This window comes from Streptomyces sp. 1-11 (assembly GCF_007176755.1).
Lineage (GTDB): Bacteria > Actinomycetota > Actinomycetes > Streptomycetales > Streptomycetaceae > Streptomyces.
On record NZ_BJTV01000028.1, the window covers coordinates 24,233 to 50,319 of the forward strand.

At 67.6% G+C, this 26,087-nt stretch carries 14 protein-coding genes and 3 pseudogenes; 9 read left to right on the forward strand and 8 right to left on the reverse strand.

What is annotated here, in order from left to right:
• Positions 1 to 72 precede the first annotated feature (72 nt).
• Positions 73 to 597, forward strand: a complete 525-nt coding sequence (locus TNCT1_RS34495) for a hypothetical protein (protein WP_143640096.1) — start codon at positions 73 to 75, stop codon at positions 595 to 597.
• 275 nt (positions 598 to 872) lie between these two features.
• On the opposite strand, the pseudogene TNCT1_RS34500 reads toward TNCT1_RS34495, so the two are convergent.
• A pseudogene (locus TNCT1_RS34500) lies at positions 873 to 1,520 on the reverse strand (FAD-dependent oxidoreductase); the annotation flags it as partial.
• Positions 1,521 to 1,925: 405 nt separating this feature from the next.
• Between TNCT1_RS34500 and TNCT1_RS34505 the strand changes: the two are divergent.
• Both TNCT1_RS34505 and TNCT1_RS34515 read left to right on the forward strand, forming a co-directional pair.
• Complete coding sequence (locus tag TNCT1_RS34505) at positions 1,926 to 2,933, forward strand: zinc-binding alcohol dehydrogenase family protein (protein ID WP_174266551.1); 1,008 nt, start codon at positions 1,926 to 1,928, stop codon at positions 2,931 to 2,933.
• 710 nt (positions 2,934 to 3,643) lie between these two features.
• Positions 3,644 to 4,777: a hypothetical protein gene (locus TNCT1_RS34515; RefSeq protein ID WP_143640102.1), complete on the forward strand. Its 1,134-nt coding sequence runs from the start codon at positions 3,644 to 3,646 to the stop codon at positions 4,775 to 4,777.
• Between the two features lie 171 nt (positions 4,778 to 4,948).
• On the opposite strand, the gene TNCT1_RS34520 is transcribed toward TNCT1_RS34515, so the two are convergent.
• Positions 4,949 to 7,378, reverse strand: a complete 2,430-nt coding sequence (locus TNCT1_RS34520) for a lamin tail domain-containing protein (protein ID WP_235903051.1) — start codon at positions 7,376 to 7,378, stop codon at positions 4,949 to 4,951.
• A gap of 839 nt (positions 7,379 to 8,217) precedes the next feature.
• Here TNCT1_RS34520 and TNCT1_RS34525 point away from each other — a divergent pair.
• Positions 8,218 to 8,631, forward strand: a complete 414-nt coding sequence (locus tag TNCT1_RS34525) for a hypothetical protein (protein ID WP_143640104.1) — start codon at positions 8,218 to 8,220, stop codon at positions 8,629 to 8,631.
• Between the two features lie 662 nt (positions 8,632 to 9,293).
• Here TNCT1_RS34525 and TNCT1_RS34530 read toward each other — a convergent pair.
• From TNCT1_RS34530 to TNCT1_RS34540, 4 genes are all read right to left on the reverse strand, one after another.
• The gene (locus tag TNCT1_RS34530; protein WP_143640106.1) at positions 9,294 to 10,142 is read right to left on the reverse strand and encodes a hypothetical protein; all 849 of its coding nucleotides are present in this window, start codon (positions 10,140 to 10,142) and stop codon (positions 9,294 to 9,296) included.
• On the reverse strand, positions 10,133 to 13,576 hold the full coding sequence (locus tag TNCT1_RS34535) for an AAA family ATPase (RefSeq protein ID WP_143640108.1): 3,444 nt from the start codon (positions 13,574 to 13,576) through the stop codon (positions 10,133 to 10,135). The genes TNCT1_RS34530 and TNCT1_RS34535 overlap by 10 nt, the downstream gene beginning before the upstream one ends.
• A gap of 322 nt (positions 13,577 to 13,898) precedes the next feature.
• Positions 13,899 to 14,039, reverse strand: a complete 141-nt coding sequence (locus TNCT1_RS35690; RefSeq protein ID WP_160160454.1) for a hypothetical protein — start codon at positions 14,037 to 14,039, stop codon at positions 13,899 to 13,901.
• A 246-nt stretch (positions 14,040 to 14,285) separates the two neighbouring features.
• Entirely contained in the window at positions 14,286 to 17,306 is a 3,021-nt protein-coding gene (locus tag TNCT1_RS34540) for a DEAD/DEAH box helicase (RefSeq protein WP_235903052.1), read from the reverse strand.
• A 100-nt stretch (positions 17,307 to 17,406) separates the two neighbouring features.
• Between TNCT1_RS34540 and TNCT1_RS34545 the strand changes: the two genes are divergently transcribed.
• The 3 genes from TNCT1_RS34545 to TNCT1_RS34550 all read left to right on the forward strand — a co-directional run bounded on the left by TNCT1_RS34545 (position 17,407) and on the right by TNCT1_RS34550 (position 22,575).
• Positions 17,407 to 20,025 carry a DEAD/DEAH box helicase gene (locus tag TNCT1_RS34545; RefSeq protein ID WP_235903053.1) on the forward strand — a complete coding sequence of 873 codons (2,619 nt, stop codon included), beginning with the start codon at positions 17,407 to 17,409 and terminating at the stop codon, positions 20,023 to 20,025.
• A gap of 102 nt (positions 20,026 to 20,127) precedes the next feature.
• Positions 20,128 to 20,265: a hypothetical protein gene (locus tag TNCT1_RS35945; RefSeq protein ID WP_174266552.1), complete on the forward strand. Its 138-nt coding sequence runs from the start codon at positions 20,128 to 20,130 to the stop codon at positions 20,263 to 20,265.
• 15 nt (positions 20,266 to 20,280) lie between these two features.
• Positions 20,281 to 22,575, forward strand: a complete 2,295-nt coding sequence (locus TNCT1_RS34550; protein ID WP_143640110.1) for a competence protein CoiA family protein — start codon at positions 20,281 to 20,283, stop codon at positions 22,573 to 22,575.
• Between the two features lie 7 nt (positions 22,576 to 22,582).
• Here the strand turns inward: TNCT1_RS34550 and TNCT1_RS36550 are convergent.
• Positions 22,583 to 22,758, reverse strand: a pseudogene (locus tag TNCT1_RS36550) (flavoprotein); the annotation flags it as partial.
• Entirely contained in the window at positions 22,739 to 23,167 is a 429-nt protein-coding gene (locus TNCT1_RS36555; RefSeq protein ID WP_235903055.1) for a hypothetical protein, read from the reverse strand. The gene TNCT1_RS36555 and the pseudogene TNCT1_RS36550, both read right to left, overlap by 20 nt.
• A gap of 771 nt (positions 23,168 to 23,938) precedes the next feature.
• Between TNCT1_RS36555 and TNCT1_RS34570 the strand changes: the two genes are divergently transcribed.
• Together TNCT1_RS34570 and TNCT1_RS34575 are read left to right on the forward strand one after the other, a co-directional pair.
• A complete protein-coding gene (locus TNCT1_RS34570) occupies positions 23,939 to 25,024 on the forward strand; it encodes a hypothetical protein (protein ID WP_143640112.1) in 1,086 nt (361 codons plus the stop codon).
• 165 nt (positions 25,025 to 25,189) lie between these two features.
• A pseudogene (locus TNCT1_RS34575) lies at positions 25,190 to 25,480 on the forward strand (transposase family protein); the annotation flags it as partial.
• Positions 25,481 to 26,087: the final 607 nt, after the last annotated feature.

The following is a 26,087-nucleotide window of genomic DNA, read 5'->3' on the forward strand; positions in this document are numbered from 1 at the left end:
TCTCCGGGGGCTCGGGCCCCCGGAGACAGGCCACTTCAACCTCCCCCCTTCTGTTTCGGAAAGGCGTATTCAATGGAATGGGTAAACAGGATCGCTCAGCTTGCCGCGCATGAGCCGCTTGACCTGGACAGCGATTGGGGAACCGTCGAGCAGGAGATTGGTGCGACGCTCCCGGCGGACTTCAAACAACTGGTGGACACTTTTGGCATGGGGGTGTTCGGCGAGTACCTTTACCCCCTCGGAGACACATCGGGAGAATTTAGCGTTTCCGGCAATTTGTCCATGCTCAGGCAGACGCTGAGTCGCCATCCGGACGCGGTCAGCGTCTATCGCCCCTACGCGGTATATGAACCCGGCAAGGAAGGACTGCTTTCGTGGGCTCAGTCCACGGCGGAGGAAGCCGAGTTCTACTGGCTTGCTCAGAGCAGGGAGGATTCGGACAGATGGCCGATCGTGGCACGCGTCGATTCGACCGACGATTGGCATCGTTTCGAGATGCCGGTGTCCGAATTCATTTTCCGGATGCTGACCGATGACAGTGTCCACCCGTTCGGTGTTCCGACGGATCTGGGGTTGCCCCCGTTCAGGGCCTGGTGACATCGATGAGGCACGGGCCGCCGCGCGGTCCTGAGCATTTCCGGCGTCCCGTGCGTCCGGTGCAGGTCACTTGGTCCGGTCCGGCTCCATGGGAGGAGCCCTCTGATGTTCGAGCCATCCGCGCACACCCGGCCCGCGACGCCTCAACACCCCATCACGAAGTGCCGCTGGAGTACCAGAAATCCGGCCGTTCCTGCTCCCACACGCGGATGACCCGGTCGCGCTGGGAGGGGCACGCACCCCTCGTACGGATTGATGAGCGGGTGCGATCATAATCAGGCACCCGAAAGAGCCGCAGGCACACGGACCGCACGAGTCACCGATCGCATCGTGCGCGCCAGCGCATTCGACCTCACGTCGAAGCCGCACCGGAGCGCTCCGGTGCGGCTTCGACGTCTCACGGATCCGGGCAGAGACCCCGCGAGACGTTCGTTGCGCTGCACGATCTGCACCCGGCTGCCGAACGCCGCGAACAGGAAGGCGAGCCCGCAGCCCACCGGACCGCCACCGATCACGGTGATCGAACCGGGCTGCTCCGAGATGCTCAGCGCTTCGTCACTCGTCCAGACCGGAACCCCGTCGAGCCCCGGGATACGCGGTCGGATCGGCTCCGAACCGGTGCTGATCACGAGGTCGCGGAAACCGATCTCGGTAGTCCCGCAAGCGGCACCGACGACCTCGAGCACTCCGGAACCACGCACGCGGCCGCGGCCGCGCAGGAGAGTCGCCCCGGACGCGCCAAGGGCCGTGGCGCTCCCGGAGTCGTCGCGTCCGTGCACGATCCGGTCACGTCGGCGCACCGCTTCCTGGCAGGCGACCGACCCCGGTACCCGCCCGGAGAACAACGCGGACCACTCCGGATTCTCCGCCGTCTGCCACACGCGGGCGGAACGCAGCATCGCCTTGCTCGGGACGCAGGCGACGAACGGCCACCACCCCCCACCCGGGCCTGCTCGACCACAGCGACCGGGCGGTCACCTGCCGAACCTTAGATCATCTTCGCCCCTGCCCCGGCACCGAGGATTGCGATGTCATAGGTGTCCATGCGTGCTTCCGGAGCCCGCCTGACGCTTCCCCCTCCGATCCTAGACCCGGCGGTCAGGACGTTGCGCAGGCAGCGGAGCGGCGCAACGGGAGCCGCCTGCCGACGGTGGAACGGGGAGCCGTCTGCCGCGATCAGCTGATACAGGGGCGGTTGTCGAGGCGTGTCACGGCCTACCTGTGTGGCGGTGCTCCCGCCTGCGCACGAGACTGAGTGATACCGGCCCTTGCGAACAACGACGCGTGGCGAGACGGGGTGGCACATGGCGAGTCGCATACCGGGGACGATGAGGGCGTGGGAGGTGGCCGAGCCCGGCCCCGTGGAGGAGACGCCGCTGCGCCTCGTCGAGAAGCCCGTGCCCGTAGCAGGCCCTGACGAACTCCTTGTGCATGTGCGCACGTGCGGTGTGTGCCGGACCGATCTTCACGTCGTCGAGGGCGACCTGCCTGTGCACCGGCCGCATGTGACGCCGGGCCACGAGGTGGTCGGTCTGGTGACGGCCATGGGCGAGGCGGTGAGCGGGTTCGCCGTCGGGGACCGGGTCGGCGTCGCCTGGCTACGGCGCACGGACGGTACGTGCGCGTACTGCCGGCGCGGATCCGAGAACCTCTGCCCGGACTCGCGGTACACCGGCTGGGACGCCGACGGCGGCTACGCTGAGTACACGACGGTTCCGGCGGCTTTCGCATATCCGCTGCCCGGTGATGTCGAGGACATCGCACAGTCTCCGCTGCTGTGCGCGGGCATCATCGGCTACCGCGCGCTACGGCGGGCATCGCTGCCCGCGGGCGGACGGCTCGGGCTTTACGGGTTCGGGGGAAGTGCCCATCTCTGCGCCCAGGTGGCGCTCGCGCAGGGCGCGGTCGTGCACGTGCTGACACGTGCCGAGGCGTCACAGCAGCTCGCGCTCGAACTGGGTGCGGCGTCCGCCGGCGGAGCCTACGACATGCCGCCGGAACCGCTCGACAGCGCGATCCTGTTCGCGCCGGCCGGCGAACTGGTCCCGGTCGCGCTGCGTGCCCTAGATCGCGGCGGAGTCCTGTCGGTCGCGGGTATCCATCTCACCGACACACCGCCGCTGGACTACCAGCGAGAGCTGTTCTACGAGAAGGAGCTGCGCAGCGTCACGTCCAACACCCGGACGGACGGCCGCGAGTTCTTGGCGCTGGCCGCGCGCTACGGTGTCCGCGCCACCACCCACCGATACCCCCTGTCCCATGCCCCGCAGGCGCTGCGGGACTTGAAGGCGGGCCGGTTCGACGGCGCGGCAGTGCTGGTCAACGAAATGGAATAGGGTGCGCCAGCGATTCCACCCCTGCGAGGGGCGTTACCGCTCAGCGCCGTGCCCGCCCGCCGAGCGGCGGCGGCCCGCGGTGGGCCGGCATCCGGCGCGGCAGACGTCAGGGCGGGCTGTCGAGTTGCTCCGGTGTCTCCTCGGGGGGTGAGGGGGCGGAGGGAACAAGAGGTACTCGAACGCGTCCAGCGCGAACATCATGAGCATGAGTAGAACCGGGCCGAGCAGGGCGAACACGACCATGACGCCTCCCGGAGGGGAAGGACGCGGCGGTTGTCGGTCTGTCTCCAGAGGGGGCCGAACAGGGGAACGCCGCACACCCGAAACGGAAGGATGTAGGCCGTTCGGGTGGAATACCGCACCGGCGGATTCCAGGCTCATGACGGTCCGCTTACCGCTGGGGCCTCTCTCGTCCCGTCGCGTTCATCCCTGTCACTCCCCCGCCGCACGCGGGCCTCGTTCGACACGGGCGCCCCAAGGTCTGATGGGCCGGCCGGCTTCGGGGTAGTGAACGTCTCGTTGTCCTCGGCGCGGACGCCGCCGGTGCGCTGGGCGCGGTCTCCGAGGCGTTCCTCGACGGTCTGCGCCTGTGCCTGACCGCCTCCGCCCCCCTGCCGGTGCTCGCCGCCCTGGCCGCGGCAGTACTGCTGCGGCGGCGTCCCGACCGGGCCCTCACGGCCCGGAGCTTCGCGGCGCCCCGGCAGGAGGTCGTGTCCGCAACCGACGGACACGGCGGCATATTGGACTTCTTCGTCCACCCCGACGGGCAGGCCGTCCAGGTCGACATGCTGGAGGTGGAGCCCCGCTTTCAGAAGCGGGGCCTGGCCTCGGTGCTCATGGACGCGCTGTACGCCTCCCATCCCACCGCGTGGATCGACCACGGCGGGCGGAGCCCGGAAGGGACACGGTGGTGGGACCGCTACCGCGAGCCCGCGCCGGAACGCAACGTCCACAACCGGCCGCCAGCCGAGTGGGCCCACTACTTCGACCCAGTCGGCGTGGCCGGCCAGAAGACCCGCAACGCCTACCAGAACCGGTATCACGGCGTAGACGGCCACCGCTCGGCGGTGTACCGATACGGCCAGCCGATGGAGGCTGAGGCCCGGCACTACGCCCCCCAGTACCGTGAGCCCGACGCGCAACCGCTGGACCCAGCCCTTCACGAACTGCACGGCGGGATGCGACTGCTCCTCCCTCCCGGCCTGCACCGCCTCGTCCATGACGCCGCAGCGGACACTGTCGTGCGGGTCGGCATGCTGCTCGACCACATCGGCTACGGCCACCTGCCAGCCACCGCAGCGTGGCGCACCACCAGACTCGAGGCACTCGAGGACCTCGCACAAGAAGAGATCTTCGACACCAGAAAACACGCGCCGCCGACACACGTGACCTTCCGGATCAGGCCCCTGGCGCACGAGGAACTGCCCGAACACGACCCCAGAGCCTCGTGGCTACGGTTCGTGAACTCGCCGGGCATCGACGTGCAGCCGGCAGGCATGTCCTGGAGCTTGCCGGACCGGCCGTGGGGCACCCACCACGCCCCCTTCGACCCTCCGGTAGACGCCGTCATCGCACCCCAGTTCAGACAGGACGCCAGTCCCGCCTACCTGTCCCGCTACAGCGAACTGGGCGATCTGCTGCCCGGCCAGCGGGCCCACCGCAGCGAGGCGCCCTCCCCGTATGTGGGGCGCGGGGCGGAGATCACCGCGATGGCAAACCGGCTCCTGGAGGGCATCGCACGGCGGGCGGCCGCCCGCCCGGATATCCCATCGGCGCAGCCGCAGCACGCGGAGCAGTCGGCTCACCAGCAGCCTTCACATCGGCACGCACCGCGCCTGCCGTGACCGCCACGGGTTCGGGAGCACCGTTCTAGGCAGTCATGGCTGGGCCGCTGCTTGTGCACGGTACTTGCACGAGCGGGGGTGGGCGTGGTGTGTAACCGCAGATACTGACGACGCGTTGGGCTGTACCTGGTCGCGTGTTCGCCCAACCCGTCGGTCAGCAGGTGGGTGCGCTCACTTAATGCGGACGACCTGCGGGTCGTGGTCGCTCGTCTGGTCGGAGAACTCCGAGTTGATGTGGATCACGTCGTACGTCGGCTTCTTGATCGCGGGCGAGACCAGGATGTGGTCCAGCGTCTGCGAGTTACCGTCGTACACGTAGCTGTACCGCTCGCCCACAGGCAGGGTGTTGATCAGGTCGGTGAGGACGCCGCCCGCAGTCAGCGTCTGCAGCGGCTTGGAGAACTGGTAGTCGTTCAGGTCGCCGAGGACGACCACTTTGGCCTGCGCGTCCTTGGCAAGGAGGCTGGAGACGAAGGAGTTGACCTCCTTGGCCTGGGCGAGGCGCTGGGTCTCGGAGCTGAGCACCGGCGGCTGGGTGGCGCCGTGCAGCGGCTGGTCGCCGCCCTTCGAGTTGAAGTGGTTACCGACGACGAAGACCTGCTTGCCGCGGAAGGCGAACTCACCGACCAGCGGCTTGCGGCTGCTCTTCCAGGCGCCGGAGGTGGGGTTGATCCTGCCCGGCGAGGCCGAGAGCTGCACGCCCTTCTTGCCGTCGCTGACGACCTGTACGTCAGTGGTGGCGTCGCCACCCGGCCGGTCGACGAAGCTGACACGCGCGGGGTTGAAGAGGAAGACGTTCCGGATGTTGCCGCCCGGCTCGCCACCGTCCTGGTCGTTGACCGGGTCGATGGAACGCCAGTCGTAGGTCGGGCCGCCGGCCGCCTTGATGGCGTCGATGAACTGGGTCATCGTCTTGTCGGCCGCGACCGTGCCGTCGTCCTTGGGACCGTTGTTGTCCTGGATCTCCTCCAGGCTGATGATGTCCGGGGTCGCCAGGTTGTTGACGACGCCCTCGGCCAGCCGGTCGAACTTGCTCTGCGGGTCGGTCGGGTCGAGGTTCTCGACGTTGTACGTGGCGACGGAGAGCTCGTTCGACTTGCCCTTCTGCGCCTCCTCCGGCTTGAGTCCGCCGGACGTGACCGTGCCGAGCGAGGTCGCCTGGATGTTGTAGCCGCCGTAGGTGGCGTAGTCCAGCGGGCCGGTGGTGGTGCCGGTGAGGGTGTCACCGACGTTGGCCTGGAGCTGGTCGCTGGTGAGTGAGGTGATCAGCAGGCGGCCCGAGTTCGGGTTGTCGTAGCCCGTCATGACCGTGCCGCCGCGCGGCGTCGGGTTCTGCTGGGGCCTGGTGGTGATCCAGGTCTCGTTGTACGCGTTGGACGCGCCGACCACGCGGGTGTCGTTGATCTGCACCAGCATGCCCTCGTGGGCCTCCAGCCAGTCGAGCGCGTACGTGCCGGGCTCCAACTGCTCAGACTCGATGTTGCCGCCAGCGACCTTCGGCGCGTAGGAGTCGGGGATCGTAGCCGCGTCGATGACCTCGGCCGCCGGCAGCTTGTTGCCGGCGGACAGCACGCTGGCCGTCGGGCCGGTCAGCTCGGTGACGGACTGCGTGCCGCTGTTCTGGCCGCCGGGGTAGTACTCGCTGACCTTGCCGGAGACGAGCACCGAGTCGCCGACCTTGACCACGGGGGTGGCGGAGCCGGTGAAGACGAAGATGGCCTCGCTGGTGGCCGGGTTGTCGTCCGAGGTGGGGTCCTGGATCCAGTAGCCCTTCGAGCCGGTGACGCGTACGGCGGTCACCACGCCTGGCACGTTGGTGACGGTCTTCCCGTTCTGTGGGGAGAGGCGCGTGGTGCCCTGGATGTCGTGGATGCGCAGCGGGCCCGGCGTGGTGTCGGTGGGCGTCGGGGTGGGCGTGGGCGACGGGTCACCGCCACCACTTGCGCCCGTGCTGTTGCTGGGGCCAGGAGCGGAGCCGGTGAAATCAGCCGAGTTGTCGTCGCTGTCCGTGAGCTTGGCGTCGCGGGACACGGAGGTGGTGTTGCCGGCACCGCTGGCGGGGCTGCCCTCGCGGACCACGGCGGTGCCGAAGCCGACCAGGTCCTTGATGGCGCCGTCGGCCGCGCAGTCGGCGGCAGTCAGGCAGGTGCGAGCAGTGGTCGAGTGGACCAGCGCCACGGTGCCGCTGGTCCCCGACATGGCGATGGAGCCGGTGGCGTCAGGGGTCGGCAGAGCGGTGTCGCCGCCGGAGCCCTGGGCCTCCTGGATCAGGTACTTGCCACCCGCGGGGACGGCGCCGGACAGCGGGGTGACCTGCCACTTGGACGTGGGGCTGGGCGAGCCACTGAGGTACTGCACGGACCAGCCACTGAGGTCGAACGGCGCGGTCCCGGCATTGCCCAGCTCAATGAAGTCATGGGTGAGGGACGCGCCGGAGTTGCCGCCACCGCCGTAGACCTCGGAGATCACGGCGTCGGAGGACGGGGCGGCCTGGGCGGCGAACGGGAAGGCGATGAGCGAACCGGTGAGACCGAGGGGAAGCGCTACGAGGACGGCCTTAGCGCTTCTGCCACGCAGGGTCGACGGTATGCGTGAGGACACGTGGACTCTCTCTTGCAGAAGGTGGCGTGAACGGGGCGTGCCTGACGTGTGGGAGGTGGGGCAACTCGGGAGTTGTGGCGAAAGATACGCGCGTAGACACCCCTGCAACAAGAGGTTGAACATGCCATCCGACAAGCGTTGCCCAGCTGTTCGCCGCACGTAACTCCGCCGTCCCCCTTGCCGAGCGGCAAACACAAGGTGCCTCGCACGAAGGCCGGACGCACCAACGACCCAACGCCAGGCGGCTGTCCGGCATCCCGTGTCCCATCGCCGACCCGGTGTAGAAGCGCGGAAAGCGGTATTACGAAGACACCCAACGTTCACCATCGCGCGCCAGGCCGTATCAGGACGAGGCAGGCACCGCCGGGGAAACGAAGGGGCGTCGCCGCTCGGGTGAAGCGGCCCGTCCTTCAGGCCATTTGGGTCCGCTTCCGGCCGTGCGCCGGCCTGAAACCCGATATCTTCACCATGCCGCCTCCGGCCCGGCCACGCGATTACCGCCCAGGTAATGAGTCCTGTGTGCACGGATGCGCACTGTTCACCTCAGTCCAGGTGAGCGCGGCCGGTGCGGCTGCTTGATGGCGACGCCCCAGCACACACAGTGACTACACCGACCGCTTGGGCAGCACTCGCGACGGTTGAAAACGCGAGTTCACCAGTACTCCACCCTGGCCTGCCCCCCCCAGTCCGCCAGAGCCGTTGAGTCACACAACGCCGGGGCTACGCCGGGCGCCTGCGCCTCCGCGATCATCTTTGAGGCGCCTTCGTTTGCTCAACGCCCGGATCAGATACAGATCGGTCGATAGGATCGGAGGATACGGGTGGAAGGAAAGACGCGGATGGGTAATCTCGGTGCCTACCAGACCATAACAAAGGTCATCAAGGCCCTTGGCGGGCCCGCGAAGGCCACAGTCATCGGTGTGACTGTGGTCAGCGTGAGCGGCTATGGGATCGGGCGAGGCGCCGAGGCCGGAGCGAAGAAGGCCGTCAAAGCATTGAAGGTCAGTCTTGCGAAGAAGAACGCGCCCTGCGCGACGAAGGACCAGGTCTTCGAGGTCGTCTCCGACGGCGAAGACGGCAGCGGCCTGAGGCTGAGAGTCGGCGACGCGTACCGCGTGATGGAGCGTGACGGGGACGCGGTTCAGATTGAGGTGCTGGGCGCTGTCGACAACCCCTACTTCGTGTCCGCCGAGTTCTTGAGGTCGGTCTCGGGCTTCCCAACAGAAAGTGCCGGCTCCACGAACGGCCGGTGACAAAACGCCTCCGCGCCTGCGATGCTCTGCGGCGTGATGACCGGCGTGAACACCGAGATACGGATGGATGCCTGGCAGCGGTTTCTCACCAACCCTCGTAAGTCGTAGGTGCTGTTCGAGCATGGCACTTGTGTCGTGCTGACCGCTCTGGAAGGGAAGTTTGCTGAACAGACCCACCGACCTCCTGGGGAAGTTCGGCCCGGCGCATGCCGGATCTTCGGCAGGAGACTTTCTGGCTCGCTGATCGCGACCACACCCTCGTCACCTGCGGCCAGACCGGCATCGATGCCTGACACGCCGAACACAACCAGCACGCCCTTAATACCATCCGGAACCTCCTGCTGTGGTGTTCAGCCCGCAAGCTCACCAAGCCCTTCCAGCCCAACTCCGCCGGCCGCACCGCCGCGATCCGGCAGCACGTGGTGGAGATGCCCGCCCCGGTCGTCGCTGGGGCTTTGAGCTACCACCGGGTCACCACGGCCAAGCTGGCCTCCGCAGCCGGAGGCACATGGAGCCGATACGCCTCCGGTGACCGCAAGCGGTATCACCACCAGGCTGGACACCCCGGAAAACTGGGGCGCAGACCGCCGAGCAGCTGCGCGCCCACGCCACGACGGCGACCCGGCGTACGCCCTCACCTGGCCGGACCAGCCGCCGGTGGCTCAGCGCAGCGGCAGGTACGGTTTCACAGCGTCGGCGACGGCCTGAGTGCGCAGGTACTTCTCCACGCCGTGGTAGGCGAACACGCCAATGAGCTCGGGGAGATCGAGTTCCACTCCCGCGAAGTACCGACTCAGCGGCCGCAGCACCGCGATGGGATCGCCTCGGTCCGCCACGTTCACCCAGTGGGCAACCCCCGGCGGGCGAGCGCCCTTGTCCGCGATCGGTGCGGGCTGGAGCCGGTGGAACACGCCATGCGGGAGGGCGAGCGGTGAGCCCAGGGTGATGAGGAGATCGACGCTCAGCTCGGGATGGGCATGCAGGGCCTCGTAAGTCACCACCGTGCCGAGGGAATGGGCGATGACCACCCGCGGCCGGTGCGCAGCGATCACGGAGGCGACCTCCTCGCGGGCCGCGTGGCGGGCCGGGGCATCCGGCACGCGTATGTACGCGCCAACTTCGCGCAGCAGGGCACGGCTGAAGATCCGCAGGCGAGGACCGTCCAGGTCGAAACGCTTCGCCAGCATCTCCACGGCATGCCGCACAGGCACGGTCAGGCGTCCCTGCACGGTGACCTCGGGCAGGTCCAGGCATTCCAGCCAGTGTCCCGCCAGTTCGGTCTCGGCCGGGGTGAGGTTGTCCAGGCCGTCGTACAAGCCCTGGGCGACCGGCAGGTCCCGCCACAGGTGGTGGGCGTAGTAGGCGAACGCCACGTCACCGTCGTCGAGCGGGCTGCCGAGACCTGCGGCGAGGTGTTCGGCCCACAGCGTGGCCTTCTGAGCCGCGACGTCTTCAGGGGCGTGTCCGGGAAAGTGGTTCCTGATGCCGTGAACACCGACGATCAAGGACATGAAGGTGCCTCCGGTAAGTCGTCGCTTCGAACGGGCTGTGCAGTCCACGGCGCCATCGGCCGCAGACGGGGCGGGAGTTCCAGAGCGAGGACGGTATCGGCCAGGGAGACGACGACGGTGCCGTCCGTGGCCACCGCGAGCGCCGTCGGCATCTCCGGCAGGTACAGAACCCCCACCTCGGTCCCGGACATCAGGTCCCAGACGCGGAGTGTGCGGTCGCCTCCGCCGGTGATCAGATGCGGACGGTCGCGCACCGACGCGAGCGCCACGCACCACACCGGACGCTCGTGTCCTGTCAGCACGCGCGTCTCCTTGCCCTCCTCCAGGTCCCAGACGCGCACCGCACCGTCCTGCCCGCCGGTGACCGCATGCGCACGGCCACCCAGCGATGCGAACGCCACACACATCACCGCACGCTCGTGTCCCGTCAGCACGCGCGTCTCCTTGCCCTCCTCCAGGTCCCAGACGCGCACCGCACCGTCCTGCCCGCCGGTGACCGCATGAGGACGGCCGCCCAGTGACCCGGCCGCCACACAGGACAGCGGGGCCCCGGTGTCGAGGAGCGGCTCGCCGAGCTGCGGCTCCCCGGACGGGTCCCAAAGCACCAGCGATCCGAAAGCTCCGAGTTTCCACGTCCGCCGATAGCCGCACAGGACCACCATCGGCCGATCCCGTACGGCGGTCGCGGCCACTGCGACGAACACATGCTTGGTCTCCGTCCTCGCCTTCGGAGAGCGGTTCACCGCCAGGTCCCAGACGTTGAGACGTGATTCGCTGACACCCGACCTGTCGATGTGGTGAATGGAGACGACAAGACCGTCCAGGACGGTGCAGGTGACGCTCCAGTCCTCGTCAAGGTCCCAGCGGGAGGCCCCACGGGCGACGACCCTGCCCTCTCGCAAGTCCCAGACACGGACCACGCCGTCATCGGAAGCCGTGACGACGTGAGGCGGTCCGCCTAGGCTGACCGGCACGAGCCCCGTGACCTTGGAATCCTCCTTGGCGACGCCTTGCCCCAATCCTTCCCCCCACGGAGTGAAAAGCACTGCTTCCTGCCTCGCGTCGTGTTGCGGCGCGCGCCCGACCCGGCGGGCATGCCAGGAACCGCTGCCGGTAAAGGCCAGGGACACCTCCTGCTCGCCCTTCTTGGCCGCTGCCACGCGGAGGACCTGGCGGCGGTGGGAGGGCGACAGCTTGCGGTGGACGTCGGCGGTCTCGACGTACAGGCGGGCGAGCGGTGTGAGGCGGTGGGAGTGCCGCGCCCATTTCGGCAGCCAGTGCGGGCCGTCGAGTCGCAGCAGGAGTGATTCCAGGCTCGTGGCCTCGGCGTGGACGACGAACTCCGTGTCCGCGAGGAGTTCGTCCAGCTTCCCGGCTTCGGCCGCGTGGTGTGCCGCGTGGCGCCGCAGGTACGGCTCGGCCGATGCCCAGCGGCGGGGAGTGCCGACCAGGGTGAGCAGGTGCGTCCACACCGCTCCCGTGCCGCCGCCCGACTGGGAACGGAGTGCGTCGGCGAGGCCCTGGTGGAAGAGGCGGTACACCGCCTTGCCCTCGCCGTCCATGTCGCGGCGCAGAAAGAAGCGTGCTGCGTCCAACGCCTGCCGGATCTGCTCGGTCCGCGGTGTGCCGTCCCGGAAAGCCGCGGCGGTGGCCGTCACTACCTCTTCCGGCATGCCGGCGCCGTGGGCGAACGCCAGGGCGGAGAGAACGGCGGGCAGCCACGGAACGTCGGGATGCTGTTTCCGATGCAGGTCGACGACCTGTTGAAGATCGCGTGGCACGGTATCGCAGATCCGTTCCACCTCGGCCAGGTCGTTCGGTACGGGCCGGTCCAGCACATAGCGCGCGTACATGGCGGCCACCAGGAACTCGCCGTACTCCGGCACTCTGCGTCGCACCAGGTTTCGAGCGATGCCATCCGCGACCAGGCGGGCGGTTTCCCCGTGCTCGCTCCTCGCATAGGGTCCCTGGACGGTCAGGACGTCGTACAGGTACGTGCGCAGTTCGTCGTCCAGGCGGCTCCGGGGCACCTTGTCGAGGTCGACACGGCCCTGGCCGACGCGGGAGGACAGGGACTTGAAACGACGCCCGGATCGGACGCCGATCAGCATCCGGCAGGCCCCGCCGAGCTGCAGCAGCGCCTCGGTCAGTTCCTCTGGGTGCTCCGCCTCGTCCAGCGCGTCCAGGACCAGCACCCGCGGCCTGGGGAGGTCACGCAAAGCGCCGACCACATCGTCCACTTTCGGGGTCTTCCCAAGACTCCACTGGCGGACCAGTGCGGCCATTACCTCGGACACGGAGCGCCCGCGCGCGTGCACGACCGCCAGATTCCGAACCGCGAGGGGCGGGTCCTTGAGCAGCCCCAGCCACAGCCCCTGCGCCTTGTCCCTCAGGACCGGGTGCGCCGCGCAGACCAGCACCCCCAGCAGCGCGGACTTGCCGACCCCGGGCCTGCCGGTCACCACCAGCACGTCTTGGCCGTCACCCCGTAACCAGGCCGAGAGGACCCGTACTTCGTCGTTTCTGCCCCGGAAGAAGCCGTGGTCGCCCTTCCATAACACCGCCTCCGTACCGGACGCGCGGCCCGTGAAGTGGGTCACGTCCGCAATCTCCTCGATCAGAGCCGCGACCGTACGGTCCACGGAGACGCCTACACCGGACCGCGAAGCGCTCCGTTCATACGCCGGGTTCGGAAAGAACGTCAGATGAGGGAGGTCGGCGCCGTCGAGGGCAGCCAAGGGCGTGGTCACTGCCTGCGGATACCCGTCGACCGCGTACTGCTGCACGAGATCGACGACCCGTCGGCAGAACAGGGAAAGCGGAACGTAGGGAAGGGAGGGGTGCACGTCGGCCTCCCCGTCCGCGATTCGCCTGAGCACCTCGGTGACGGCCCGGGTCAGGCGACCGTCGTAGGTCTCCTCGCCGATCCCGCCGGCGGCGATGACCCAGGCCCGCCGCCGAGCGGCGTCAACGACGTGCTGCCACTCCAGCCGGGCCACCCGTCCGGCAAAGCACAGGTCTAGCAGGAACAGCACCTTCGGCGCGTCCTCGGCCGGTTCCGCGTCCTCGACCCGTTTGATCCAGTGCTCGATGTCATGAACCGTGCGCTGCCCGTCCCCACCGACCATGTACACGGCGCCGCTGTTGGCGCCTGTGACGCCGTGCGCCAGGACATGCACCACCACGAACCCCGGGCCGGCGGACAGCACCGAATCGAGGGCCCTCTCCAAGGCCTCCGCCGAGCCGGCGGGGTCCGGACCGGCGGCGTGCGGCCGATAGCGAAGGTCGTCCAGGACGGTGCGGAGCTCCTCGGCGTATCCGGGGGCGTACGTCATCGGCAGCAGCCCGGAGTCGGACTCATCGCGCAGATCCGGTCGAGGGCCTTCGACCCCCACCACCAGCGCCCGGTGGCCCGACAGACGCTGCTCGTCCATGTCCCCGGCTCCCTCCCCCGGCCGCAACGGAAGCACTGTAGACGGAGCATCGGGTCGTGTCCCGCGCTTCCGGCAAAAGCGGCCACACTTCGCCGGTACCTGCCTGATCACCGACGGCAAGGATTGAACACCTGCGGCGGCGCACCTCGGGCCGGTAGACCTCCACCAGGTTCTACCCCCACAACACAGCGCACCCGCCCCCACTCACCACAGCTCAAGATGTGAGCCATGTACGCGGCATAAGCGTCCACAGCCGCGTCCAGGCCCTCCGCCCCCCATGTCACTGTCAGCGCAACAGCCCGGACCGAACCGCGCCGCTGCCTCAGCGGGCGAGGCGCTTCTGGAGCCGCTCGAACGCACGGCGGCCGTGCTCCCACACCACCAGTTCGCCGCCGTCCAGGCCGGTGTCCGCCAGCAGTTGCGCGAAGGCGGCGCCGCGAATCTCGGGGGACGCGGCGGTCACGTCGGTGCCCTGCCTCCCGTGGGCCCCTGCGCTGTGGCCGCGGACGCGGAGCGCCGCCTGCTGCTGGATGGCACCCTCATCTTGACCTGACGCTGCGCTGGCCTGTCCACGCGCTGACCGCCGCCAGCGGCGAACTGCTCTTGTTCAGCGCCGTGCGCCTGGGACAGCCCGTGACCTGGTTGCGGACGGCGCCAACTGCGTTACCGCCGCGCTTCGCGCCCTCCTCGTGATCACGCGAGAGCGATCTCACCCGCAGGAGGGTAGATCGGAAGAGCCCAGTACCAGCGCCGCGGTGAGGATCTGTGGCGGCTTCGTCGACATCAGCTGCTGCTGGTCGAGCAGCCCGAGACGCTTTCGAAGCCGTACGTCGAGCTCGACAGCCTTGCGGTGGAGGCTCTCGGAGGACTCCTTGGGCTTCTCGCCCCTCCGTTCCTTCTCCGAGGCCACCGCAGCGTCGAGGAGCAGCCGCTCACGCTCGGAGGTCAGGCGCTTGGTCACCAGTTCCCGGGTCTTGGTCAACTCTGCCAGGCGACGCGGCTGGACCTCGGCCAGATACTCGGGAAGCCGGTTGGCGATGATCCAGCTGGTTGCCTTGTCTTCGGCGTCTGCGAGCCAGGAAAGTCCGCATGCGACGTCGGTCGCCGCGCCCTCAGTCGCCGCGGCGCAGTCGAGGTAGGGCGCGGGGCCCGCCGGGTGCACGGTGCCGTGGCGGTCGACGTAGGCGTAGGAGAATCGTCGGGCCACCGACTCGCCGGTGGCGTCCGTGACCTCTTCGACGACCCCGACGAGGAGGTGTGGTTCTTCGACGGTGGGCGAGATGAGGACGGTGCCTTGGTTGAGGGTGGCCCCGAAGTTCCGGATGGTTTCCTGCATGACGGCGTCGTGCAGTGGGTGGCCGGGGGCGAGCAGGTCGGCGTGGGCGCGGTCGTCGGGGTGGACGTGGCTGAGGTCGAAGGTGACGCGGTCGTACTTGGTGGCAATTGGTCCGTTGCCTGCGGAACGGACGTGCTGGGGCACGCTGGCTATCTCGTATCGCCCCGGTTCGCGCTTGACGATCCGGCCACCGAGCCGGGTGAAGGCGTCCTTGAAGGTCGATTCGATGTAGTGCGGCTGAAGACGTCGGGCGCGGGCTTCGTCCATCGTCGCGCGCAGGGCGCGAAGATCGGCATCCGAGAGGTGCTCTGAAGCGAGCGCACGCTCGTCCAGGAGGGCTTTGAGGCCGTCTCCGACGGTGTTGTCGATGACGTCGTACATCCTGTCCCTGACATCTGACTGCTCTCCGTACTGGATGGCATCGAGCAGGAGATCTCGCAGTGGGATCTCGGCGAACGCCTCCCCGAGAACGTCGAAGACCTTCCCGCCGTACGTCTCGCGCATCTGGTCAAGCTTCTCCAGCAGACGCGTGAAGACCTCGCCCTCGCGGGTGTTGGAGGCGACGAGGTTCCAGAGCCGGCAGACCTCCTCCTGGCCGATGCGGTGGATGCGGCCGAAGCGCTGCTCGATGCGGTTGGGATTCCAGGGCAGGTCGTAGTTGACCATCAGGTGTGCGGCCTGCAGATTCAGTCCTTCGCCGGCGGCGTCGGTGGCCAGCAGGATCTGAACATCAGGGTTCTTGGTGAACTCCTCGGTGATCTGGCGCCGTTCGGCCCGGCGGACGCCGCCGTGAATGGCCTTGACAGCATGAGGCTTGCCCAGGAGCGAACCGATCTTGCCCTGCAGATAGTGGAGGGTGTCGCGATGCTCGGTGAAAATGATCAATTTTCGAGGCCGGCCATCGGCGTCTGTCACCAGTGCGTGATCCCCGAGGAGGGCGGACAGCTCGGTCCACTTGCGGTCCGTACCTGCCTCTCGGACCCGCTGCGCCGTCTTCACCAACGTCCTCAGCTCGGTGAGTTCGGCGTTGAGTTCCTCGACCGTCTGCGCCGTCGTCGCAGCATCGAGCAGTTCCTCCTCGGCCTCCTCGATCTCTTCGGCATTGAAGTCGTCATTGTTGAAGTCGGCGAGGTCGATGATGGGCATGCTCTCGCCCCAGGAGCCGTTGAGGATCTCCTGCTTCTTGCGCTCCAGGCGCTCGGTACGCCGCACGAGGCTCTTGTAGATCGCCTCGGGGCTGGAGGCCAGGCGGCGCTGCAGAACGGTGAGCGCGAAGCCGACCGTGTTCTTGCGTTTGCCACCGATGCGGTCGGCACGGTTCATCCCCTCGCGGACATAGTGGGTGACGTCCTCGTAAAGGTCGTACTCAAGTGCCGTGAGTGTGTAGGGAACGGTCTCCGCGATGCGCTCGGGGAAGAGCTTCCTGCCCTCGAAGGTGAGCAGGTCTTCCTTGATCATGCGCCGCATGATCCCGCTGACGTCGACGCTTCTCTTCTGCCTGCCCTCGAACCGGTCCCGGTCCAGCAGGGTGAGGAAGAGCTGGAAGTCCTCCTCCTTTCCCGAGTGCGGGGTCGCTGTCATCAGGAGCAGATGGCGAGTGAGCTCGCCGAGTATCTCGCCGAGCTGGAACCGTTTGGTCTTCTCCACCTTGCCACCGAAATAGTGGGCACCCATCCGGTGCGCCTCGTCGACGACGATCAGGTCCCACTCCGTCTCCTGGAGCTGCGCCTTCAGGTGCTCGTTACGAGAGAGCTGGTCCATGCGGGCGATCAGAAACGGAGTCGTCTCGAAGACGTTGAGATTGAGCCGGGAGTCGACGAGCTGGTTCGTGAGCAGGTCGAAGCGGAGACCGAACTTGAAGAAGAGCTCGTCCTGCCACTGATCGACCAGGCCTCCCGGAGCCACGATGAGGCACCGCTTGACGTCATCGCGCAGCAGGAGCTCCTTGATGTAGAGCCCAGCCATGATTGTCTTCCCTGCGCCCGGATCGTCGGCGAGCAGGAAGCGCAGCGGTGTACGGGGGATGAGCTCGCCGTACACGGCACGGATCTGGTGCGGGAGCGGCTGAACGTCACTGGTCGCCACGGCGAGCATCGGGTCGAACAGACCGGCCAGTGTGATCCGCTGAGCCTCGGCGACCAACTTGAAGTCATCCGCGTTCGCGTCGAAGGCACGGCTACCGCTGTGGGCGACGCTCAGCTTGTCCTCGTCCTTTCGGAAGACGACCCGCTGGTCGAGGCCGCCCGCGGCGGTCTTGTAGGTCAGCTCGACCGCGTTCGCACCGTGCCACTGCGCGGCGATGAGAGTGACGACCTCCGCCGGCATGAGTCCGTCGATCCGCAGACCCGGCTTGAGCTCCTCGAGCAACACGTACAGAACCTCCTGGTCGGCCACCTGCGAACGCCACTCAGACGCTCCGGCGGCTTCCGGTCCCGTCGACTTTGTCAACCGGGTTCGCTAATCTTCGCAGAAGTCACACAAGTCGGCGGGGGCAATGGAGCGAGAAGAACGTCAGCACCTGCGCGGTGTGGTGGAGGAAGTCAGCGGGTGGCACAGGCTCGCCGCCGGCATCGTCAAGAAGCGTGAGCTAGTCGAGGCGGCGGCGGAAGACGCCACCAGGCAGTTCCTCGGCCGAGTCAAACCTCTCGGGACCGGGACCACCGCATGGCGCGTACTCCAGCTCTCGCCCTCCGATGTCGGCCTGGTGACCGCCCTGGCCGCCCGTCAGGCTCTTCCGGCACTGACCGCGAACGCCCGGCAGAGCCTCCACCAGTTGACCAACGACGTCGGTCCAGCGCTGACGGCCGTCCGGACACTGTTCGGCGCCCGCCGGATCTTCTCGGGCAAGAGCCGCAAGGACGAAGCAGGGCAGGCTGCGGCCTACCTCATATCCCTGCACGAGCGGGCTGCGAACACCCGGCTCGTCACCGAGCTGGAAAATCTGGCAGCCCGGGACCGAAAAAGCGTCCCCACCATCGGGCTCCCGGCCATCCTCGATGACACGGTCGGCTTCGCCCACCGCTTCGGCGCCCGAGCCGAGCTCGTCGCGCGGCAGCAGCTGAACGCCGCCAAGACCTCGATCAGCGCGATCGATCGGGCCCTGCAGCGCGAGAACGAATTCAGAACAGCAGTCCACGCCGCCGGCAACGCCGTCCGACAGTCCGAAGTACGCAAGCTGGTCGCCGAAATTCCCGTCGAGCGGCTGAAGGACGCAACCGGCGGCCAACTGCGCATCACGGCACTGACCACCGCTGGAATCAGCAACGTGCAACAGGTCCTCGACCAGAAGTCACGGATCCGATCGCTCCCCGGAGTCGGTCAGACGACGGGCAACCGGATGGTCGGCGCCGCGCAGACCATCTGGCAGACCACGCTGGACGAGATGCCAGTCCGAATCGACATCAAGAACCGATCCCACACCACCACCAAGCTCCTCACCACAATGCGGGCCTGGGACGCGGCACGCGCGATCCGCAGCGCGACGGCAGACCTCGCCGCCGCCGACGCGGTACGACCACTCATCCAGAGTCTCGATCCCAAGACCTCCCACGTAGTTCTCCTCCCCCAGACCCGGACCGTCGCCGAACTGCGAAACGCACTGGCGGCCGTCGAGCGCCGCGGAGCACTGCTCAACGGTGGGAACGACGTCGCAGCCGGTGACCCTTGGGAGGATTTCAGCTCCCGACCGGCCGACTACTACGCGATGCTCGCAGAACTCGGATTCCTGGCCGACGACGCCGAGAAGAGCCAAGGCGACCTGCCGGCCGAGATCGTCAAGGCCGTCAGGGAACTCAAGCTCGACACCAGCCACCTGAAGGCGTCCCTGCGCGGATACCAGTCATTCGGTGCCCGCTTCGCGATCGTGCAACGGAAGGTCATCATCGGCGACGAGATGGGCCTGGGAAAGACGGTCGAATCACTCGCCGTGCTCGCCCACTTGCGTGCCAAGGGCTCCTCCCACTTCCTGGTCGTATGCCCAGCCTCCGTCGTGACCAACTGGGTGCGCGAAATCCAGGCCAAGTCCGATCTGCGCGCGTACCGCCTGCACGGGCCCAGTCGCGATGACGCCCTGAAGTCCTGGATCCGCAACGGTGGAGTCGCAGTCACCACCTACGACATCCTCGGCTGGCTGGAAGGGCGGCTTCCCGAACACGCCGAACCCGCATGCCTGGTCTTCGACGAAGCGCACTACATCAAAAATCCGCACGCTCAGCGAACCCGCCGCTCCACGGCCCTGATCCAACGTTCGGATCGAGCGGTCCTCCTCACCGGCACACCGCTGGAGAATCGGATCCAGGAATTCCACAACCTCGTCGGCTACCTCCGACCAGACCTGTCGATCAGTGCCTCGGAGATCGCTCCTCGCCAGTTCCGCAAGCAGGTGGCACCGGCCTACCTGCGACGCAACCAGGAAGACGTCCTCACCGAGCTCCCGGAACGACTCGACATCGACGAGTGGATGCCGATGTCCAGCGCCGACGAGCAGCACTACCGAGCGGCTGTCGTCGAGGGGAACTTCATGGCCATGCGCCAAGCCGCGCTACGCGCCGGTACCAAGTCCGAGAAGATGCAGCGCCTCATCGACATCGTCCAAGAGGCAGAGGACAACGAGCGCAAGGTGCTGGTCTTCTCGTACTTCCGTGACATCCTCGATGAAGTGGCGTCGGTCCTTCCGGGGAAGGTGTTCGGGCCCCTTACCGGCGCCGTTCCCGCCGCCAAGCGACAAAGCATGGTCGACGAGTTCTCCCAGGCCCGCCACGGTGCAGTCCTCATCGCACAGATCGTGGCAGGAGGCGTCGGCCTGAACATTCAGTCGGCATCCGTCGTCGTGATCTGCGAGCCCCAGCTCAAGCCGACGACCGAATGGCAAGCCATCGGCCGGGCCCACAGGATGGGGCAGCTGGAGTCGGTACAAGTACACCGCCTACTCTCCGAGGAAGGCGTCGACCAACGCATCATCGAGATCCTGGCACGCAAAAACCAACTCTTCGCGGAGTTCGCCCGCGTCTCCGAAACCGCCGACAGCGCCCCGGAAGCGTTCGACATCACGGACGCTGAGCTGGCACGGGAGATCGTGGCAGCCGAGCGCGAGCGTCTACTCACGGGCGGCTGACGGTCACGAGACACGGAACGACTGCAGTCGGCGTACCCAGGCGCCCTCACCTCTCTGCCGCCGCGAGCGCCGTACTCCCCAACTCCTCCTCGCCAAGTCGCTATGGACGAACTGAACCTCGCCGAATACGACCGCATGGCCGCCGCCGGCCTCACCCTGAAGAACCCCCTCGTGGACGCTGAGAACCACACCTCCACGCTTACCCCGCCCCCGGGCCACCGGCCCAGACACCCCGCCTGAGCGCCCGGAGAGACCATGCCCCCTCACGAGGAAGACACCCGCAAGGTACAGACGGCGGTCATCGGCCAGCCCGGATCGGACTGGCCGGTGTTCCTGCCATTCGACCACGACGACTTCGACCGGTTCATGCTCGGCCGAAGCCGGGACGACTTCTACTGCGGCACCCTCCTCGGCGGCTGCGGCAAGAAGCTCTCCGCCAAGCGGTACCTGCAAAAGAAATGCCACTTCGCGCACCGGCCGCCCGTTCACTGCCGCCGCACACAAACTGGCGAGGACAGCGCCGACCACCTCTACATCGGTCAGGCACTCCAGCGCTGGCTTCGCCGGCAGGGGCATCACAAGATCAGGGTGTCGTACCCGGACCTCGGTTCGGGGCCGGGCGGAGCCGTCGAGGTCCGCTTCGGTCTCGGAGCAAGACTCATCCGGGTGCAGATGGACCGCATGCCACTCACGCAGTGGGAGGCGACGCGCGCCCAATTCGCCAAGGGCAATGTGCGCGTCCAGTGGGCCTACGGGCCCAACAGCGGCATCGCGCACAACGAATCGAAGGCCGCGGGACATGCCATCCGCTTCACCTGCCGTACCGAGAGTGATACACGCCGAGTGTTCGTGGGCACGCAGCGCCCTGACCACAGCGTCGAGCTGACCACGCTGGACGAGTGCCACCTGACGAACGAGGGGATCATCACCCCCCACCTCACCGAGGAACCGTCCACGACCGCAGACGCGGACACGGGTACGGACGCAACGGCCCTACTCGCGTTCCCCCTCGTCCCGGGCCAACTCGCCTTCACCGCAGCCATATCGGCCGAGGAACAGGACGTCACAGCGCGCCGCCTCTACGACGCCGACGTGCAGCCCGTCGGGTCGGCCATGACCCGCATGCGCATCGCGCTGCCGGCACACATCGTGCCGCCCTCCCCTCATCGGCTCAACGTCATCGAAAGCACGGCCCATCTCCTCCCCCTGACCGACTCCGCCGAGCCCAGCTGGCTCATCGAAGCGCCCGGTTTCACCCCGCTCCCCGCACGGACCGACCCACGCTGGCCGGATCTGCGACCCACCCCCGAGCCCCCAAAACCCGACCCGGTCACCCCGCCCCGCCGGGAAGCACAAGCCGACAAGCCGGCCATTGACGAGGCTTCGCTGGTCGCGCAACTCCGGGCTCGGCTCTCCCAGATTGCGCGTTCAAAGGGCCTCATCAACTGGGAAACACTGATCGGTTACACGGGACTCACGCCCGACGACTTCACTCCGGAAGACCGCGTCCGAATCCTCGTTGCCGTCGACAGCCCCAGCGCACCTGACAAGCCGGTGCTCTCCTCCATGGTCAAGTTGGCCGGTCAGCAACCTGGGTTGCCCCCTTTCTTCACCGAAGTCCTCACTGGCCTCGGTCGGGAAGTCGACCTAAGAGATGACCGGTTGATCAAAAGCACCTGGGAGCGCCTGCGGGAAGCCGCACACGCCGCCCAGTGGGACGACACCCCTCTCACTCCGGTCCCGCCCGCGACGATGGGCCTTCCGATCAGCGACGAGGAACTGGTCGAACGATTCCGTAGGCACCTGGAACGCGTCGCTCGTAGCCGGAGCGTCATGAAGTGGTCGACTCTGCTTAGGCACGCGGGCGTCTCCGCTTCCGCGATCTCACCCCGCGATCGGATACGACTTCTCGCGGCCATGGACACGCCGTACGGTTCGGATCGTCCCGTGTTGTCGTCATTGGTGAAGCAGGAAGGCCAGAAAGACGGACCCGCTCCGTTCTTCGAGAAGGTACTGGACGAGCTCGGCTGGGCACCTAGTCCCATGTGCCGCACGGTCGCGGTCGCGTGGACCACCGAACGCGAGCGCGCCTACGCCCTCTTCGGCAAACCGGGAACTCGTGCTGGGGAAATCTGGATTAGGCCAGGGACCAGTCTCGAGACCGTCATCCAGGCTGTGCGGAAGACGTTGATCTCTGCTGCCCGCCGCCACGTCAGCGTCAGCTGGCGCACGCTGGCGGCTGCGGCCGGCCTCGCCCCCAATGATCTGTCCGAGAAAGCGCGAACCGCGATCCTGGTGGCAGTGGACCGCCCTGCCGGTTCCAACGGCGTACTGCTGTCGTCGCTTGTCATATCCACCGAGAACACGCCGGTCCCGTATTTCGCCGAGATTTTAAAGCGTCTGGGCCGCCCCCACTCCTCGCGCCCCATCGAACTGGGACGCATCCGCAAGGCGGAACAAGCGCGTGCCTTCGCCGCCTACGGCAGCGGTCCGGTTTCCGACACGAACTCGACGAACCATGACCAGCCATCGCGTGCGATCGAGAAGTGAGGGCGGGTCACGAGCCGCAGCAGCCGCCCGCCGGTCTGGTCTGCCTCGGGGGCGTCGAAGAGGCCCGCTCCGCCGCATACTCCGGTTTCCGGGAGGGGTGAGTTCGACGCGGTTGGCGGACTCCAGGTCGTCGGCGAGGGCGGCCACGACGGAGCGGACCTGTTCATAGCCGGTCATCGCGAGGGAGAGCCTCGCTTGCCACCCAAATCTGCCAGACACGGCGGGTGTTCGGCAGGTCAGGGCGGTCAAGGAGCCAGAGCACATAGTCGGCATGGCACCGGGCCCACGGGCTGTCCGAATCGGCTGCCCGATCGAGCCTGCCCCGTAGATCAGCGCTGTCGACGGCCCGGGCAACCCGCACGTACTCGCGGTCCTTGCAGCGATACGCCCGGTGGACGACGATCTCGACCAGGTCGGTGAGCTTCGTCTTGATCGCCTCGCCCTGGCGAGCACGGGCCATTTTCCGGATCAGGCTCTGCTTCGTACCCCACGCCTTCGCATGCTGCGTCCCCTCCAGCGGGTACCTCGCCTCCCACTCCAGGAAGAGCAACACATAGGGCAGCCCCGGCCACGTCGCCAGATCCCCGTCCACAGGACCACCCCACACCCCATCAGGCAGCGAACGCCTATGGGCCTGCTGATGCCTCCGGCGCGCCTGCAGAAAGGCCGGCTCCCAGTACTGCTCGTCCGTTCCCAGGTGCCGCGTCGGCAGCCACATCTCGTTGGACCGGGCGAGCGCGTCCGTGACCTTCCTCTGGGCCTCCGCCAGATGGACGAGTGCTGCACCTCTCGCAGCCGGATCCTCCGCTATAAGCCCGAACGCCCAACCCAGTCGCTCAGCCCATGCACAAGCGTCGTCTGCTGAAGCGCCCGCTCTCCCTCTCTTCATCTCAAGTGATCATGAAACGGACGCCCGCCGACTACGCCGAAGCCCTGACCTAAAGGTGGGCGAGGATGTCAAGGGAACCTCGGCCTCGGAGTCGAGCCCATACCGCGCAGCGGTCTCGACGACGCGCTCCTTCCTGGCCTTGTGCTGAGACTCTCTGCCGAGGTCGGCTTGTCTGTGACCGGCAGGTGAGAGGCAACCAGGGGCCTTCGGCCGCCTACCCGGCCGCGGCGGTGAACATCTACGGAGACTTCCCGCCCGTCTCTGACTGGCACTCCCGCCCCTCGTGGTGCGCCAGGCATTCGAGCGATTGCGGGTTGCAGTCGGTGACTCGCGCGGTGATCTCGCCGAGCGGCTCCGGACGGCCCGGATGCCCGCGGGGCTGCATGCGTTTGACTTGACCAGCTGAACACCGTTGTCGCCGACGCTGGTTGAGGCGGCCAGGGGTTGTCAGTGGCTGGTGACAGGATCACCGGCATGGTTTTCGTACGTACTACTCCGCCGCGGCCCGTGGACGTGACCGCGGTCTTTCCCGAGCTGGCGCCGTTGGCGCGTCCTGCGATTCGGCTGCACCCTCGTCCCGGGTCGCCTTCGGCCGGGGAGAGCTCGGTCGGGGGGCCGTTGCTGTGGCCGGCTGAGGAGCCGTGGCCGCACTGTGAAGCCTCGCACCTGCACGTGGACAGCGGGTTCCGCCAGCCGCCGGCCGACGTGCGGCTCAAGAGACGCATGCAGGCCCGGTGGCACCGTGATCACAATGGCCAGGGGACAACGCCCGAGGAGGCGGCGGTCAAGGAGCGGAACGCCGCGATGCTCGCGGAGCGAGTTGCCGTCGGCCCCCCGCCCGCGGACTGCCCGGTCCCCATGCTGCCCGTGTCCCAGCTGTATCTGCGCGACATACCCCTGCTGCGGCCGCCCGGACAGGCCGATCTGCTCCAGGTCCTCTGGTGCCCCTACGACCACGATCCGCATCACAAACCCTCGACCGCAATGTTCTGGCGGTCCGCCGCCGAGGTCGTCGACATCCTCGCCACACCGCCCGAACCGTACGAGGTGAACGATGACGGATATCTGCTGGAGCCGTGCGTGCTCGCACCGGAAGCGATCACCGAGTACCCCAACAGCCTCGATCTGAGCCCGCAGATGCTGCGGATGGTGGAGGACTGGAGCAGATGGCAGGCGGCTGGCGTCGACGTGGACAGCTCCGAGCACGCGGACTGTCCGCGGGACTTCTATGACGTGCATCTGGCAGACGCGCCCGGCTGGAAGGTCGGCGGCTGGCCTCCGTGGGGCCGCACCGATCCCAACCCCCGATACTGCACCGTCTGTGATGTGCAGATGGTCCCGCTGCTGACCATCGCCTCCTACGAATGGGACGGCGGTGAGGGACACAGCTGGGCACCTCACGAAGAACAGGCCGCCGCCTACGCCGCCAACACCACCGGTCATTGCTGTGGTCAGGACCCCTCGCAGCCGACCAAGGTCGAAGTCGGCAGCACCGACAACATGCAGATCTACATATGCCCGACCTCCCCCGAGCATCCGCACACCGACCTGATCCAATGAGTTGCTGGGCCTGTCACACACCCTCCGCAGCCGGTGACAGAAGTGCCGCCGTGTCAGGGTGTGTGACAAGCAGTTCGCCTCACGGCGGCGGGACCGCAACGCACAAAGCTCCCGTGCCGTTGGGGGAGGTGTTCGAAGTCCCAACCCGTCCGCACAGGAGCCTCGTTGGTTCCCCACTCTGCCGCACTCGACCTGCCGCACACGCCGGTCGAGTGGATGACCATGCTCATCGTCACCCGTGAGGGTGACCGCCGCTGCAAGCTCCCACCGCACCAGCGCGCGCTGGTCGCCTTGGTGTACCTGCGCAAACACGACACCCTCGCGCAGATCGCCGCCGGCTTCGGCATCTCGGTGGGCACCGCCCACGCCTACACCCACACCGTGGTCGACCTGCGCGCGGTGCGGGCACCCGGCCTGCTCAAAGTCCTGCGTGAAGCCGACCCGGACTGCTTGTTACCCTGCCCGCCGGGGTCGGTGACCGGATGGACCACACGCCTGACTTCGTTCACTTCAAGCTTGGGCGCCCGCAACCGCGCCGACGCGGGCCAGCACGTCGTCGGCCAGCTCCTGAGGGCTCAGCTCTCCGTCGAGGAACACGGTGTCACTGGGCAGCGTGTCCACTGCAGCCATACACGACTGAATCTTGGACTTGCACCACCTGCGGACCCGCTCATCCTGCTCGGGATCGTCAGGCGTGAAGCTCCGTCTCCAGCAGCCGGAACCCGTACCCCACCCACTGGTCGAGGCGCTCCAGGCGCAGCTGGCGCTCGACGAGGTCCCGCCGCCACTTGAAGGTGGTCGGGGTCGATCTGCTGCCACTTGCGTGCCTCGTCGGCCGCGGGGAAGGACGGCACCAGCTGGACGGCCGTCTGCGCGGGCGGTGTCTCCTGGTCAGACAACGGTCGCCCCCCCCTGCCGCTGTCCTGCGATGCGGCCGCCATCCGCCGGTCGACGGTCAGCAGTGCCTCGTCCACGCCTCGTCCACGGCTCGTTCGGCGGCGGCACGGCGACGGTCCCGCTCCTGGTCGGTCCACGGCGCGGGTGGCGCGAGCGACCGGACGTA